Genomic DNA, 13,710 nt, shown 5'->3' with positions numbered 1-13,710 from the left:
TTAGAATAATTCTATCACTATTATGAATAGACATATCATCGGTGAGAATTTGCTTGCTATGTATCATTTCGTACAAATTTTAATTCCCTTGACTTTGATATACTTCACCGCAAGGATGACTTCGTGAAGCCAATTCATACTAACTTCGTGGGTTGTGAGATGCTCTGCACACAGCAGTATTACAACAGGATAAAGAACTCCGAAGTGCCTTGGCACGTGGACGATCGCACTGTTGCATACGATTTCCCTGCTCTTTAACCCGTCATGTCCGGGGTGGGCGTGGCACCCTTGTCAGGACATGAGGCTTAGCCCTGCAAACCGAGCCAGCTTCTGGGAGAAGCTTAGCCAGGCCGGTGGGGCCGACTACCTCAAAAAATTTGGAACCTTGCTGGTCACGACAGGCGTAATGTATTCAAGCATACATTCTCTGTATTTGATCAAACGGTATCAGTATAAACACGGCGACTAAATCTGACGCGGTGAACGCTGAAACTCAACCTGATGCAAGCTCAGTACAAACTGATCCAAATAGAACTGACATAAAAACGCCTCTTGTAAATTCGCTAAGAACAACCTTCATGTAGAAACAGCCGTTTCTACAAACAGTATACTATTGCCTGAAGCAAAGTAACTGTAACTATATATTATGTGAGGCTAAATACACTTTCGCTAATCCACAAAAATTGAAAACATACGCAGTAGATCCTACTTGAGTATTTCGCAATTTTTGTTCACATAGTCTCATGTAATTCACTTGCAGACGAAATAGAAAAACTTCTGATTTCGACTGCATTACATCAGATGCGGGAGGTTCGACACAAAGTAATATGAGGAATTACTTTGTGGAAAGCCAAACACATTTAAGTCGATCACTAGTGGGTACGTAAGGCCCATTCTAATAACTAGAGTATGTAAAGGACTTAGATATGAGCAAGAAGTTCCAGCCGGAGCCGTTCAAGATCAAAGCCGTTGAACCGATGTACTTCGTTGACGCAGAGCGTCGCGAGAAGGCTATCCAGGAAGCAGGTTTCAACACCTTCCTGATCAAGTCGCGCGATTGCTACATCGACCTGCTGACCGACTCCGGTACTTCCGCGATGTCCGACAAGCAGTGGGCCGGCCTGATGATCGGTGACGAAGCTTACGCCGGTTCCGAAAACTTCTACCACCTGGAAGAAGTTGTTCGTGAATACTTCGGCTTCAAGCACCTGGTTCCAACTCACCAGGGTCGTGGTGCGGAAAACATCCTGTCTTCCATCACCATCAAGCCAGGCGACTACGTACCAGGCAACATGTACTTCACCACCACACGTTTCCACCAGGAGCGTAACGGTGCAACATTCGTAGACGTAATCTGCGACGAAGCTCACAACCCAGACATGGACGGCGTTCCGTTCAAGGGTAACATCGACCTGAACAAGCTGCAGAAGCTGATCGACGAAGTCGGCGCAGACAAGATCCCTTACATCTGTCTGGCAGTAACCGTTAACCTCGCTGGTGGTCAGCCTGTTTCCATGGCTAACATCAAGGAAGTTAGCGAACTGTGTAAGAAGCACGGCATCAAGGTCATGTACGACGCAACCCGTTGCGTTGAAAACGCTTACTTCATCAAGGAACGTGAAGAAGGCTTCCAGGACAAGACCGTCAAGGAAATCCTCTTCGAAATGTTCTCTTATGGTGACGGCTGCACCATGTCCGGTAAGAAGGACTGCCTGACCAACAACGGTGGTTTCCTCTGCCTGAACGACGACGACCTGTTCCTTGAAGCTAAGGCAATGGTTGTTCAGTACGAAGGTATGCCTTCCTACGGTGGTCTTGCTGGCCGTGACATGGAAGCAATGGCTGTTGGTATTCGTGAATCCGTCGAATACGACTACATTGCACACCGTGTAAACCAGATCCGTTACCTCGGTGAGCGTCTCGACGCTGCTGGCGTACCAATGGTTAAGCCATACGGCGGTCACGCAATCTTCCTCGACGCACGTGCATTCCTGCCGCACCTGGACCAGGAACAGTTCCCGGCACAGGCTCTGGCAGCTGCAATCTACCGTTCTTCCGGTGTTCGTACCATGGAACGCGGTATCATCTCTGCAGGCCGTGACGTGAAGACTGGTGAGCACCACAAGCCTAAGCTGGAAACCGTTCGTCTGACGATCCCACGTCGCGTATACACATACGCTCACATGGACTACGTCGCAGACGCATGTATCGAACTGTACAAGAACGCATCTTCCATTCGTGGCCTGAAGTTCGAATACGAACCAAAGGTACTGCGCTTCTTCACCGGTCGCTTCAGCGAAATCTAAGTCTTGCAAGTCAAGCCGATACAACTGGCGACTTCTAAGGCCTGAAAAAGGGAGAGGGGCCGAAAAGCCTCTCTCCTTTTCTGATTAGAAGGTGGGAGACCTTCTGCGGCATGAGCAGCCGGGGCCAACCAAATGAAGACGTTCACGCGTTTCGTGCTTATTCAAACCGGAAACTCGATTTGTTCATAGGAACATTTTTTGCACTACGCAGAGTTGGGAGGCTCTAGATGACCGATGCAACTGCGAAAGCCACGAGTACCGCTCCTAAAAAAGAGGGCACTGTTTTAGGAGCAGCCGTTATTGCGGCAGGTACAGGTGTCGGGGCTGGCATCTTTTCACTACCGGTCGCCAATGCTGGCGTCTGGTTCTCCATTGCCTTGGTGGTAATGGTTGTTGTCGCTTACATCATGCATAGCGCGTCTATGTACATCATGGAAGCAACACTCCACTTCCCCAAGGATTCCAACTACGACAGCATTGCCAAGGGCACAATCGGTAATTTCGGGCGACTGATCAACGGCTTGTCAGTCGCATTTTTGTGTTACGTTCTCACATATGCGTACATTTCCGGCGGTAGCTCCGTTATTACCTACTCCTTGTCGCTTGTAGGCGATGGCATCACGATGTCCTCAGGGGTGGCAAGTTTCATCTTTGCTGCAGTTCTGATTTCAATCGTTATGGTCGGTGCCACAGCCGTTGACCGGGTCAACACGATCCTCATCGGCGGTATGGTCATCACCTTTGTCATGAGCCTGGGCGGCCTGATCACCAACTCATCTGCTGACATCCTGTTCCCACAGGTGCCGATGAGCGAACAGGTCCCATACGTTTTCTACACAATCAGCTTCATGGTAGCGAGCTTCGGTTTCCAAATCACGGTTCCGACGATCACCAACTACCTGGGTCTTGACCCGAAGAAGACCGGCCGCGCACTGATCTACGCCATGTTGATCGCAGGCTTCTTCTACTTCTGCTGGATGCTGGCTGTATTCGGAAACGTACCACGCGAACAGTTCCCGCAGATCATTGCTGAAGGCGGCAACATCGGCAACATCCTTGCAGCTCTGGCTGACAGTGGTGTGAGCTCCAACATCTCCACTGCCCTGCAGGTGTTTGGTAACATGGCCGTTGCAACGTCCTTCCTGGGTGTATCCCTCAGCTTGTTTGACTACATTGCAGACCTTTGCAACTTCAACAAACATTGCTGGATCGGTAAGCTCAAGACGGGCGCAATCGCATTCCTTCCGACCGTGATCCTGGCGATCGTATACCCAGACGGCTTCATCACCGCTATCGGCTTTGCTGGTGTGGTTCTGGTGATCTTCAGCCTTCTGTCCCCGATCATCATGGTTCGCATCGTTCGTAAGCGGAACCCAGATATGTACCAGGTTAAGGGCGGCGATCTCCGTCAGGCACTGGTATTCGGCTTTGGTATCCTGATCTTCATCGTTGCATTCCTCGAAATTGCTGGAATGCTGCCGATCTTCGGGAAATAAGTCTGGCAGGCGCGCCAAAGAGGCAAATGGTCTAATCCATTGAAATCCAAAGCGCGCTGCCCCGTAGTGATTAAACGATTTGTCCGCCGCGATGAGCTTTCATTGCGGCGGATTTCTTTTGTGCAATAAGGGTATATGCCAGTTTTAGCTATTCGCTGGGTGTCAGCGCAGACGCCAGACCGGCCCCTGCTCCTTCAAAGGCGATTCCGACCTCATCCCCGCCCAGCCAGCGGATCACGCCTTCGAAACGTTTGCCGCGCGACGCCACATTCACCACAACGTGGGTTCCTTGTTCCAGCCCACGCGGGTTTACGGAAATCCGGCATCCACCTTTGCCAACATCCTCGACAATGCAAGCCCTGTTAAAGGGTTGCGCCAACAAGACGGCAGGCCAACGGCATGCTCGGCGCGGATGACTTCGGTTTTCCATTTCGATTAAACGCGGCTTGGGCAACATGGCAGGTCTCGGCAAATCTGATGCAAGCTATAAATGAAGAGGTCTTTTGAAAACCCAAAGAGGCTTATCACACAAGGCGTTGAGGGACGCTTAACACCGGCGCGGATAGGCCGTTTGCCCTTCTCACCTGAAAATAGGTTGTTCCAAGGTGTCAATGCTCGCTTTATAGTCTCAATCCCGGCGCGCGGTGCGCCCGTCACTCAAAAGGAGGCCATGGATGACGTCCTCGGATCAGCAGCTTGAAGACCTGATGAAAGCACAAGCCTTGTGCGAAGAGTACACTCACCGCTTGGAACGGAACGATCTGGACCGGCTCATGGAATTGTTTACCAAAGAGGCGGTCGTCCAATCTCCCATCTTTGACGAGCAGCGTGCAAAGGACTTCTACACCTACGTCCTGACGCAGATCACCGGCCGCTCCATTCGCATCAAAAGCATCATGGTAAGCCCGTCGAATCCAACCCGCGCCTCAATCCATGCCCGCTATAACCGTCAGGTCACCGGGTCCTTGCCGCAAACCATCGATCTGGTAAATGTTTTCCGGCTCAACCCCACGCTCGACAGGATCGAAGAAGTCACCATCATCTATGACACAGCCAAGGTGCGGCAGGATTTCGACTTTCCCTCCTTTCCAACCAGTTGATCCGGTTGATCATCCGGGCGGCCGCATGAATGTTCGCATGGCAGGCCGCCTTGCGTTTCGGCAATGAAGGCCCCGACACGGGTCGTAATTTGCCATGTCAGGTTCGAACACGCTGAATTGTAACTATGGTCGTCCTCGACAAACAGAAACGAGATCGACGGGTTGAAACGGTACGTCCTGGCGACCTCTTCACCGCCGTAGGCATCGTTGCGCCCTTGAATGATCAAGGTTGGCACCTTCAGCTTGCGCAGATGATAAACCCGTGACAGGGCTGGACCTTCCTCCGGATGCTGGAAGGGGTAGCCGAACCCCACATGGCCCGACACCCGGGACTGTCGATCCAGATAGGTACCAACCCGCGCGCCCATAGAATGCCCCAATAACAAAAACCGCGCCGAGACCGGGAATTGATCCAGCATGGACTGCACCTCATCCCTTCTCTCGATCACCTGTGCATAGCTGGGTGACAGATAGTCCGCCCAACTCGGATAATAGCCAAAAACCTTGGGTATACAGCGGCTCACCGCGCTCGACATGGCCGTCATCATCGAGCTGCAGGCACTTCCATGAGAACCGGGAGGTATAGCAGCGCCCTCTTTGGGCGGCGTTGGTTGCGGCTCCAGTCGCCAAACCGCAAAGCCCCAATCCCGCATCTGCGCGGCCAGCCGGTCGATTTGAATGGACCGAAAAGATCGATTGCTTCGGCCAACCACCAGCACATTCCGCAGGCCGTCTGCATTGCCGGCAAGCAAACGCAGATGGCATCCACCACCATGCGAGACAACCAACCTATCCATGATCACGCCCGCCCGTTAAATATGATTGGCGAATTTTTGAGTACACGCCTCCCCTGGCCGCCCGTTTTGATAAACCCGTCTGATGGGTAACCCGTAAACCCACGGTTGTTCAGGATGGGTCTAACAGACTGACCCAGCAAGCATAAACGAGCCACCTCCCTAATAACCTAGGGGAACCAACTGGCTGAGCCATCCACAGACCACCACGCACCCACCAGAAACAGCGATATATTTCAAATAGATATGCTAGATTCCTGACATCCGCACATAAGGGAGGAGACGGCAACGCCTAAACGGGAGGATGCGTCGTCAACCCAATCTGCGGTGTTCCTTAGAACTGAATGCTTTGGTGAACCTTCCGCCGAAACCCTTTCGGGTGAACGGTATCGGCAGGGCTCACTGCAACTCGTGGGGTGGCGAATGCGAATTCTCTCAGGATCTATAGCCTCTGTAGTGCCCTTGCTGCTGGGCTTGTCTTCTGCGCACGCAGAACAGACACCGCAGCAATTGGTGGACGCGCTCAGCGCGATATCCGTCAAGTTCCAAGTGCTTGATAATCAGGCGGCAGAGGGCGGCGTTGACTGCTCATCGCTCGGCGCCGATTGGGGGGCGTGCAACACGGTCAACCTGACGCTGACCAATGGCGACACAGAGATTTCCAGTGGTGGTTGGGCACTGTATTTTCACAGCATTCGGCAGATCCTGAAGCTGGACAGCGACCAGTTCAAGATCACCCATCTCACGGGAGATCTGCATAGGCTGGAACCCACTGAAAAGTTTGGCGGTCTCCCCGCCGGGGCCTCCATCTCCCTGCCCTACACAGGCGAATACTGGCAGTTGTTTGACACAGACTTCATGCCCCGCTGGTACGCTGTGGCTGAGGGCGCAGAGCCCAAGGTGCTGGCGGCCACGGACACCGAAGATTTAAGCGCATTTCTGGCGCCAATCGACGGTGACAACTGGAAGCGCAACAACAACGACAACAATGCCTTGATGAAAGCAGAAACCCGCTTTGAAAAGAACAAGCGCGTTTCAGCCCTTGATGCCTCCACCTTGCGTGGCCAGATCATTCCAAGTCCTTTGAAACTGGATGTGAGTGCGGAAGATCTGGACATCTCCAATGGTTTGGCATTGTCCATTTCCGATCTTTCCGACGCGACACGTTCCGTTGTACGCGAGCAAATGGCCGCGGCAGGGCTGAATTTCAGCGGCGAAGGGGCCCCGATCATGGGCCGTGTTGACGTTGATGGTTTTGAAGGCGACCTTGCTAAAAGCGGCGCCTACCACCTCAACATCACATCCGAAGGGGTTGATGTGGTCGGCTATGACGAAGCCGGCCTGTTCTACGGCCTTCAATCCATGCTCTCCGTGCTGCCAGCTGACGGTAGCCTGACCCTGCCACACCTCAGTGTGGAAGATGCCCCGCGCCTCGCCTATCGCGGCGCGTTTCTTGACGTGGCTCGCAACTTCCACTCCAAGCAGGCTGTGCTGCGCCTCCTTGATCAGATGGCCGCCTACAAGCTCAACAAGTTCCACTTTCACCTCAGCGATGATGAAGGTTGGCGCATTGAGGTTCCGGGGCTTCCTGAACTAACCGAAGTGGGCAGCAAGCGCTGTCACGATCTTTCAGAGACCACGTGTCTGTTGCCACAGCTCGGCTCTGGCCCGTTTAGCGACAACTTTGGTTCAGGCCACTTCGCCCGCCCGGACTACATCGAGATCCTGAAATACGCCAAGGCGCGACACATTGAAGTCATCCCGGAAATCGATATGCCAGCCCACGCGCGTGCGGCGGTCGTCTCCATGGAAGCGCGTTATCAACGTTTCATGTCGGAAGGCAATGAGGAAGCGGCCAACGAGTTCCGTCTGCTCGACCCGACGGATACCTCCAACACCACCTCAGTGCAGTTTTACGGTCCCCGCAGTTATCTGAACCCTTGTCTGGATTCCTCCAAGCGGTTCGTCACCAAGGTTGTCGGCGAAATCGCCGCCATGCATGCGGAAGCTGGCACGCCGCTTACAACGTGGCATTTTGGCGGCGATGAGGCCAAGAACATTTATCTCGGTGGAGGCTATCAAGACCTCAACGACGATTTGGTGCCGTGGAAAGGTACCGTCGACAAGAGTGTTCAGGACAAGCCCTGGGAAAAGTCGCAGGCCTGTCAGGCCATGGTGGATGCGGGCACAGTTGGGGATGTGGACGAGCTATCAAGCTACTTCGCCACTGAGGTCAGCAAGATCTTGAAGGACAAGGGTATTCCCATCATGCAAGCGTGGCAGGACGGCCTGAAACACGCCGCCTCTGCCGCTGACTTTGCCACAGACACCGTGCGGGTCAACTTCTGGGATACTCAGTACTGGGGTGGCTTTGACAGCGCCCAAGACTGGGCGGCGAAGGGTTTTGAGGTCATTCTCTCCAATCCAGACTACCTGTATCTGGATATGCCGTATGAGGTGAACCCGGCAGAACGCGGCTACTACTGGGCCACTCGTTACAGTGATGAAGCCAAGGTCTTCAGCTTTGCACCCAATAACCTGCCGCAAAACGCGGAAACCTCTGTGGACCGGGATGGCAATTTCTTCACGGCAAAGAGTGACAAGCCGTGGCCGGGCGCAACCGGCATTTCCGCTCAGCTTTGGAGCGAAACAGTGCGTACCGACGCGCAGATGGACGCCATGATTTTCCCGCGCCTTCTGTCGGTTGCCGAACGGGCTTGGCACCGCGCCGCCTGGGAGCAAGACTATGAACCGGGCCGCGAATATATTGGCGGGGAAACCACCCATGTGGATCACGATGCCCTCAGGGCAGACTGGAACCATTTCGCCAACCTGGTAGGCAAGCGCGAGCTGGCGCGCCTTGACCGAGGCGGCGTTTCCTATCGCCTGCCTGTACCGGGAGCAACACTGGCCGATGGCAAACTGAAGGCCAATACAGCGCTTCCGGGCCTAGCGATCGAGTATTCCACTGATGGTGGCAGCTCATGGCAGACCTATGATGCGGCCACCCCGCCTGCAGTGGCAACACCCGTACACCTGCGCACCAAGTCTCCAGATGGCACGCGCACCAGCCGGGTTGAGATCCTCCAATAACACCCAAAGGCCGCTGGGTTTTCTCAGCGGCCTGTCTCTCTAAATGAGGCTACTAGTCTTCACGCATTTTGGGAGCAGTTCCCGCCAATCTGCAATGGCGGTAGGACCGGAAACGGACATGGGCAAACAGGGCGTAGATCGCCTCTGCAACGTGGCGCACGCCGGGCCAGGCCAGCATCGGCGCAAAACGGCGCCAGCCATCGATCTCATTCCAAATCAAGGCAAACGCGGCCACACCTTTATGAACGCGACCATCAGCGTCGACTGCGTGCAGGTAGCGCAGCGCATCGGCCTGCGACACGGCATACCCCTCAAGCATCTGAGGGTGGCTCGCCACATCCGCCCAGTTGAAACGGTCTGGTTGCGCAATCTTTCGATAGTGATTGATTTCGCGGGCACACAGACCGCATTTGCCATCGTAAAAAACCGTGATCATAATCCTTTGCCTTTCGTGAAGTTATAGAGGCAAAGCGGCACTGCGGTTCACCTGGAAAAAGGGAATGGTCTGGGTTGAGTGCCGGAGATCTCACAAGCGCTTCGGCGGTAAGAGCTTGCGAGGCCACTTTGCTTCTCCACCACTCCTTGGTCATCCCGGCCCTCGAGCCGGGATCCAGCCCGGCCTTTCCCCACACGCTAGTGCAAGCGGCTCTGGATACCGGATGTGCGCCTCGCGTTGCTCGTCTTGTCCGGCATGACAGTGGTCGTGTGTGGTGGTGCTGTCGGCCCACGAGTGCAGGGGTGGTCACAGATCGCAGAGCGAAGCTGCCGCTCCTGTAAAGACTTGGCTCTCCGCCGTCATCCTGCACGCTCGCCTCCCCTCCACCGTCATCCCGGCCTCCGAGCCGGGATCCAGTTGGAAGCCACTTCAGCCTTTGAGCGCGGCTGTCAGGTGGTCCAGAAAGAAACTCACCTTCGGCGACAAGTGCCGGTTGTGGGGGTAGACACCCCAAATGCCATCCTCCCGCTCCTGATAGGGTTCCAACAGGGAGACCAGCTCCCCTGCCTCGATGTAGTCCTTCACGTAATAGTCTGGCAGTTGGATCAGCCCCATGCCCTTCAGCGCGGCGTCCACCAGAGCCCACCCGCTGTTGCAGCGCAACCTGCCCTTCACCCGTACAGACCGGGCGCGACCTTGCTCTTGAAACCGCCACGTGTCCTGTGTGCCCAGCAGGCAGCGATGCTGATCCAACTCGGAAAGCGCATGAGGCTCGCCGTGTCGGGCCAGATAGTCCGGGGAGGCGCACACATAGAACGTGCGTGAGGTCAAACGCCGCGCCATCAGCGTTGAATCCTCAAGCTTGCCCAGCCGAATGGCAAGGTCATAGCCATCCGCCACAAGATCAACCATCTGGTTGGTCAGGTGCAACTGGGCCTCAACATCCGGATAGCGGCTCAGATAGTCATTCAGGATCGGCGCGATGGTACCCTCGCCATAAGTGACCGGGGCGGTCAGCCGCAGCAATCCACGCGGCGTGAGTTGCAGGTTGGTGACTGCCCGCTCTGCCTCTTCCAACTCATCCAGCGCGCGACGGCATTGCTGATAATAAAGCTGACCGGCCTCGGTCATCGAGACCTTGCGCGTCGTCCGGTAAAACAGTTTGGTACCCAAGCGATGTTCAAGTGCGCTCACCTGTCGGCTCACTTGCGCTGTGGAAATGCCCAGCCGTTTTCCCGCCACGGTAAAGCTGCTTGTTTCCGCAACTGCAGCAAACTCACTCACCCCTTCCAAAACCTGCATGCTCCATCCCTGCTCTGCGCCAAAGGCAACCTATTATTACCGTGTTGTAAAAGTAATTTGCATACCAGGCCGATTATCACAAGACGAGCATCAGTTATACTGCACCTCACGTAACAACGCGTAGACCTCTGCGCCCGCCGGCCATTAAGGCTGGCAGCGAACCGTGAACCAACGAGGATCCTCATGTCCGAACCGATCAAGTGCAAAGCCGCTGTTGCCTGGGGCCCCAAGCAACCTCTTTCCATCGAGGAAGTTGAAGTGATGCCACCGCAGCCGGGTGAAGTGCGCATCAAGGTGATTGCCAGCGGCGTTTGTCACACGGATGCTTACACCCTGTCCGGTGCGGATCCCGAAGGCGTGTTTCCCTCCATTCTCGGCCATGAAGGCGGCGGCATTGTTGAATCCATTGGTGAAGGCGTCACGACCGTGGCCGTGGGCGATCATGTGATCCCCCTTTACACGCCGGAGTGCGGCGAGTGTAAGTTCTGCAAGTCAGGCAAAACCAATCTCTGTCAGAAAATTCGGGCAACACAGGGCAAAGGCCTGATGCCGGATGGCACCACCCGCTTCAGCCAGAACGGCAAACCCATCTACCACTACATGGGCTGTTCCACCTTTGCCGAATACACCGTGCTGCCAGAAATTGCCGTCGCCAAGGTGAATCAGGACGCCCCACTGGAAGAGGTTTGCCTGCTTGGCTGCGGCGTCACCACTGGCATCGGCGCTGTCATGAACACGGCCAATGTGGAAGAAGGGGCAACCGTCGCCATCTTCGGTCTCGGCGGCATTGGCCTTTCCGCCATTATCGGCGCGACCATGGCAAAGGCGGGCCGCATCATTGCCATCGACATCAACGAGAGCAAGTTCGAACTCGCCAGGAAGCTTGGCGCTACCGACTGCGTTAACCCCAAGAAAGTGGATAAGCCCATTCAGGAAGCCATCATCGACATGACCGACGGCGGCGTGGATTACTCTTTTGAGTGCATCGGCAATGTCAACGTCATGCGTTCGGCGCTGGAATGCTGCCACAAGGGGTGGGGCGAGTCCGTCATCATCGGCGTTGCCGGCGCGGGCGAGGAAATCTCCACCCGTCCATTCCAGCTTGTCACCGGCCGCGTGTGGAAGGGCTCGGCTTTTGGCGGCGTCAAGGGCCGCTCTCAACTGCCAGATATCGTGGAACAATACATGCGCGGTGAGTTCAAATTGAATGATTTCATCACTCACACCATGTCGCTCAATGAAATCAACGAAGCGTTTGACCTGATGCACGAAGGCAAGAGCATTCGTTCCGTGATCCACTACGCGCAGTAATCACGCAACAGCGGGCACTGACGGGGAACCTCCGATACAGTGCCCGCCATTCTCAGTCCCACACCCAATTTTCAGGTGCTCCATGTCGTTCGAAAACATCTCCAGCTCTAAATCTTTTGGCGGCTGGCACAAGCAGTTTACGCACCAGTCCGGTGCGCTCAACTGTGAAATGCGGTTTGCAATCTATCTGCCCCCACAAGCCTTTGCTGGCGAAAAGGTGCCTGTGCTCTACTGGCTGTCCGGCCTCACGTGTACCGATGAAAACTTCATGCAAAAGGCGGGTGCACACCGCGCAGCTGCGGAGCTTGGCATTGCCATTGTGGCACCAGACACCAGCCCGCGAGGCGAAGCAGTTGCCGACGATCCGGGGTATGACCTCGGCACCGGTGCCGGGTTTTATGTGAATGCCACCCAAGCACCGTGGAACCGCCACTACCAGATGTACGACTATGTGTGTCTGGAACTGCCAAAGCTGATCGAGGAGATGTTCCCCGTTTCCCGCAAACGCGCCATTTCCGGGCACTCCATGGGCGGTCATGGCGCGCTCGTTCTGGGCTTGCGAAACCCGGAGGTTTACACCTCCATTTCCGCCTTTGCGCCAATCAGCAACCCCATGAATTGCCCTTGGGGCGCTAAGGCGCTGGAGACCTATCTGGGACCCGATCGCGCCACTTGGGAACAGTATGACGCCAGCAGATTGATGCGCAATGCAGATGTTCAGATCCCAGCGCTGGTGGATCAGGGGGATGCCGACCAGTTCCTCGCAGAGCAGCTCATGCCGGAAGCACTCCTCGCTGCTGCGCGGGAGAAGAACTACCCGCTCACACTCAACATGCGTGAAGGCTACGACCACAGTTACTACTTCATCGCCTCGTTCATTGAGGATCACCTGCGCTTCCACGCCGCGCATCTTAACAAGTAATGCATGTTAGTTTAAGTGTTTGGAAATAAGGTTGACTTGGAAGCTCAAGCAACAAAACACTTTTGAATTTTGGTCTGTTATTATTGTACGGATTACTTCACAGTTCCTGAACCGCATCGTAGAGGTATTATGTTAAGAGAAATGAATAATCGGCAAGACGTAAATACGGAGCATCTATCAAACATTGATCCGGTGTTTGTTGATTTGTTTGTTGTTTTCTCAAGATTCGAACATGCCCTTATTTTTGCGGATTACGTCCACCAAACACGTAGAGGTGCCGAAGTAAACTGGGACGCATTTTATCGACATATTGACCAATTGGACTTAGTGGAAATGCGCGAAAAATGCCCTACAATTGTTGAATACCCGCCCAAGGTGCTTCAAAAAGAAGAAGACAAACTTGTGTGGAAGATGAAGTTTGAGGAAATATCTAGCCAAAAAGACATTTTTAAAGCAGCAAAAGCTGTAAGAAACAACCTTTTTCATGGAGGAAAGACGACATACTCTAATCATGACGAATGGGAACGACAAAAAACTCTTGTGACTGAGGCTAAAAATCTTATTCTCTACATCGTCTCTAAAATGCCTGAAGTTAAAAAGATTTTTGAAGAGCCTCTTCCCTGACAGATTAGGGCCTGTTGACAAAGTGGGTTCCCAAATCAGCTGAACTGTGATTCAAGACTGTCTTTTAGGAGGCAGCCTTGGCACGTGGCGATTTGACAGACGCGGAATGGGAATTGATCGAAGCGTTGCTTCCGTCAGAGCGGGGCCGAAAGTCCCGTCCAGCTCAGGATAACCGCCGTTATCTGAATGGTATGCTACATGTGCTGCGCGTTGGCTGCCCCTGGCGCGACATGCACGAGCGCTACGGGAAATGGAATTCGGTCTATGTGCGCTTTCGCCGGTGGGCAGAGCAAGGCGTCTGGGATGGTCTGCTGGAAACGCTGGTG

The 13,710-nt window shown here is 54.4% G+C and carries 12 protein-coding genes; 8 read left to right on the top strand and 4 right to left on the bottom strand.

The window, feature by feature from the left end; all coding sequences use genetic code 11:
* Positions 1-926 precede the first annotated feature (926 nt).
* Both G512_RS0110480 and G512_RS0110475 read left to right on the top strand, forming a co-directional pair.
* Positions 927-2,306 (top strand): tyrosine phenol-lyase, encoded by a 1,380-nt coding sequence (locus tag G512_RS0110480; RefSeq protein WP_028481676.1) that lies wholly within the window; start codon positions 927-929, stop codon positions 2,304-2,306.
* A gap of 227 nt (positions 2,307-2,533) precedes the next feature.
* Complete coding sequence (locus G512_RS0110475; protein ID WP_028481675.1) at positions 2,534-3,802, top strand: amino acid permease; 1,269 nt, start codon at positions 2,534-2,536, stop codon at positions 3,800-3,802.
* A gap of 148 nt (positions 3,803-3,950) precedes the next feature.
* Here G512_RS0110475 and G512_RS22135 read toward each other — a convergent pair whose 3' ends face one another.
* Positions 3,951-4,259 carry a PilZ domain-containing protein gene (locus G512_RS22135; RefSeq protein ID WP_051269208.1) on the bottom strand — a complete coding sequence of 103 codons (309 nt, stop codon included), beginning with the start codon at positions 4,257-4,259 and terminating at the stop codon, positions 3,951-3,953.
* Between the two features lie 217 nt (positions 4,260-4,476).
* Here G512_RS22135 and G512_RS0110465 point away from each other — a divergent pair, with 217 nt between their 5' ends.
* Positions 4,477-4,902, top strand: coding sequence for a nuclear transport factor 2-like protein (locus tag G512_RS0110465; RefSeq protein WP_028481674.1), 426 nt, complete (start codon positions 4,477-4,479; stop codon positions 4,900-4,902).
* Here the strand turns inward: G512_RS0110465 and G512_RS22130 are convergent.
* Positions 4,845-5,699 (bottom strand): alpha/beta family hydrolase, encoded by an 855-nt coding sequence (locus tag G512_RS22130; RefSeq protein WP_051269207.1) that lies wholly within the window; start codon positions 5,697-5,699, stop codon positions 4,845-4,847. The two genes, G512_RS0110465 and G512_RS22130, sit on opposite strands and share 58 nt — an antisense overlap.
* A gap of 420 nt (positions 5,700-6,119) precedes the next feature.
* On the opposite strand from G512_RS22130, the gene G512_RS0110455 reads away from it, so the two are divergent.
* Complete coding sequence (locus G512_RS0110455) at positions 6,120-8,789, top strand: beta-N-acetylhexosaminidase (protein ID WP_036489509.1); 2,670 nt, start codon at positions 6,120-6,122, stop codon at positions 8,787-8,789.
* A gap of 52 nt (positions 8,790-8,841) precedes the next feature.
* Here G512_RS0110455 and G512_RS0110450 read toward each other — a convergent pair whose 3' ends face one another.
* Complete coding sequence (locus G512_RS0110450) at positions 8,842-9,225, bottom strand: thiol-disulfide oxidoreductase DCC family protein (RefSeq protein ID WP_036489506.1); 384 nt, start codon at positions 9,223-9,225, stop codon at positions 8,842-8,844.
* 429 nt (positions 9,226-9,654) lie between these two features.
* Entirely contained in the window at positions 9,655-10,527 is an 873-nt protein-coding gene (locus G512_RS0110445) for a LysR substrate-binding domain-containing protein (RefSeq protein ID WP_028481671.1), read from the bottom strand.
* Positions 10,528-10,722: 195 nt separating this feature from the next.
* Between G512_RS0110445 and G512_RS0110440 the strand changes: the two genes are divergently transcribed.
* From G512_RS0110440 to G512_RS0110425, 4 genes are all read left to right on the top strand, one after another.
* On the top strand, positions 10,723-11,838 hold the full coding sequence (locus G512_RS0110440; RefSeq protein WP_208974999.1) for an S-(hydroxymethyl)glutathione dehydrogenase/class III alcohol dehydrogenase: 1,116 nt from the start codon (positions 10,723-10,725) through the stop codon (positions 11,836-11,838).
* 82 nt (positions 11,839-11,920) lie between these two features.
* Positions 11,921-12,760: an S-formylglutathione hydrolase gene (fghA, locus tag G512_RS0110435; RefSeq protein WP_028481669.1), complete on the top strand. Its 840-nt coding sequence runs from the start codon at positions 11,921-11,923 to the stop codon at positions 12,758-12,760.
* A 129-nt stretch (positions 12,761-12,889) separates the two neighbouring features.
* Positions 12,890-13,384: a hypothetical protein gene (locus G512_RS0110430; protein ID WP_143181416.1), complete on the top strand. Its 495-nt coding sequence runs from the start codon at positions 12,890-12,892 to the stop codon at positions 13,382-13,384.
* A 77-nt stretch (positions 13,385-13,461) separates the two neighbouring features.
* Positions 13,462-13,710: transposase (locus tag G512_RS0110425; protein ID WP_028481667.1), on the top strand; the 249-nt coding region annotated here is incomplete at its 3' end.

The sequence above is a fragment of the Pseudovibrio exalbescens DSM 16456 genome, from assembly GCF_000422785.1.
In the GTDB taxonomy this organism is placed as follows: Bacteria; Pseudomonadota; Alphaproteobacteria; order Rhizobiales; family Stappiaceae; genus Pseudovibrio; species Pseudovibrio exalbescens.
Note: the sequence above shows the minus strand (reverse complement) of the source record. Positions and strands in the feature narration are given on the sequence as shown.

What these genes read in the sequence shown, in the direction of transcription:
- G512_RS0110480 (WP_028481676.1), top strand. Translation starts at nt 927, where the DNA reads ATGAGCAAGAAGTTCCAGCCGGAGCCGTTCAAGATCAAAGCCGTTGAA.
- G512_RS0110475 (WP_028481675.1), top strand. Translation starts at nt 2,534, where the DNA reads ATGACCGATGCAACTGCGAAAGCCACGAGTACCGCTCCTAAAAAAGAG.
- G512_RS22135 (WP_051269208.1), bottom strand. Translation starts at nt 4,259, where the DNA reads ATGTTGCCCAAGCCGCGTTTAATCGAAATGGAAAACCGAAGTCATCCG.
- G512_RS0110465 (WP_028481674.1), top strand. Translation starts at nt 4,477, where the DNA reads ATGACGTCCTCGGATCAGCAGCTTGAAGACCTGATGAAAGCACAAGCC.
- G512_RS22130 (WP_051269207.1), bottom strand. Translation starts at nt 5,699, where the DNA reads ATGGATAGGTTGGTTGTCTCGCATGGTGGTGGATGCCATCTGCGTTTG.
- G512_RS0110455 (WP_036489509.1), top strand. Translation starts at nt 6,120, where the DNA reads ATGCGAATTCTCTCAGGATCTATAGCCTCTGTAGTGCCCTTGCTGCTG.
- G512_RS0110450 (WP_036489506.1), bottom strand. Translation starts at nt 9,225, where the DNA reads ATGATCACGGTTTTTTACGATGGCAAATGCGGTCTGTGTGCCCGCGAA.
- G512_RS0110445 (WP_028481671.1), bottom strand. Translation starts at nt 10,527, where the DNA reads ATGCAGGTTTTGGAAGGGGTGAGTGAGTTTGCTGCAGTTGCGGAAACA.
- fghA (WP_028481669.1), top strand. Translation starts at nt 11,921, where the DNA reads ATGTCGTTCGAAAACATCTCCAGCTCTAAATCTTTTGGCGGCTGGCAC.
- G512_RS0110430 (WP_143181416.1), top strand. Translation starts at nt 12,890, where the DNA reads ATGTTAAGAGAAATGAATAATCGGCAAGACGTAAATACGGAGCATCTA.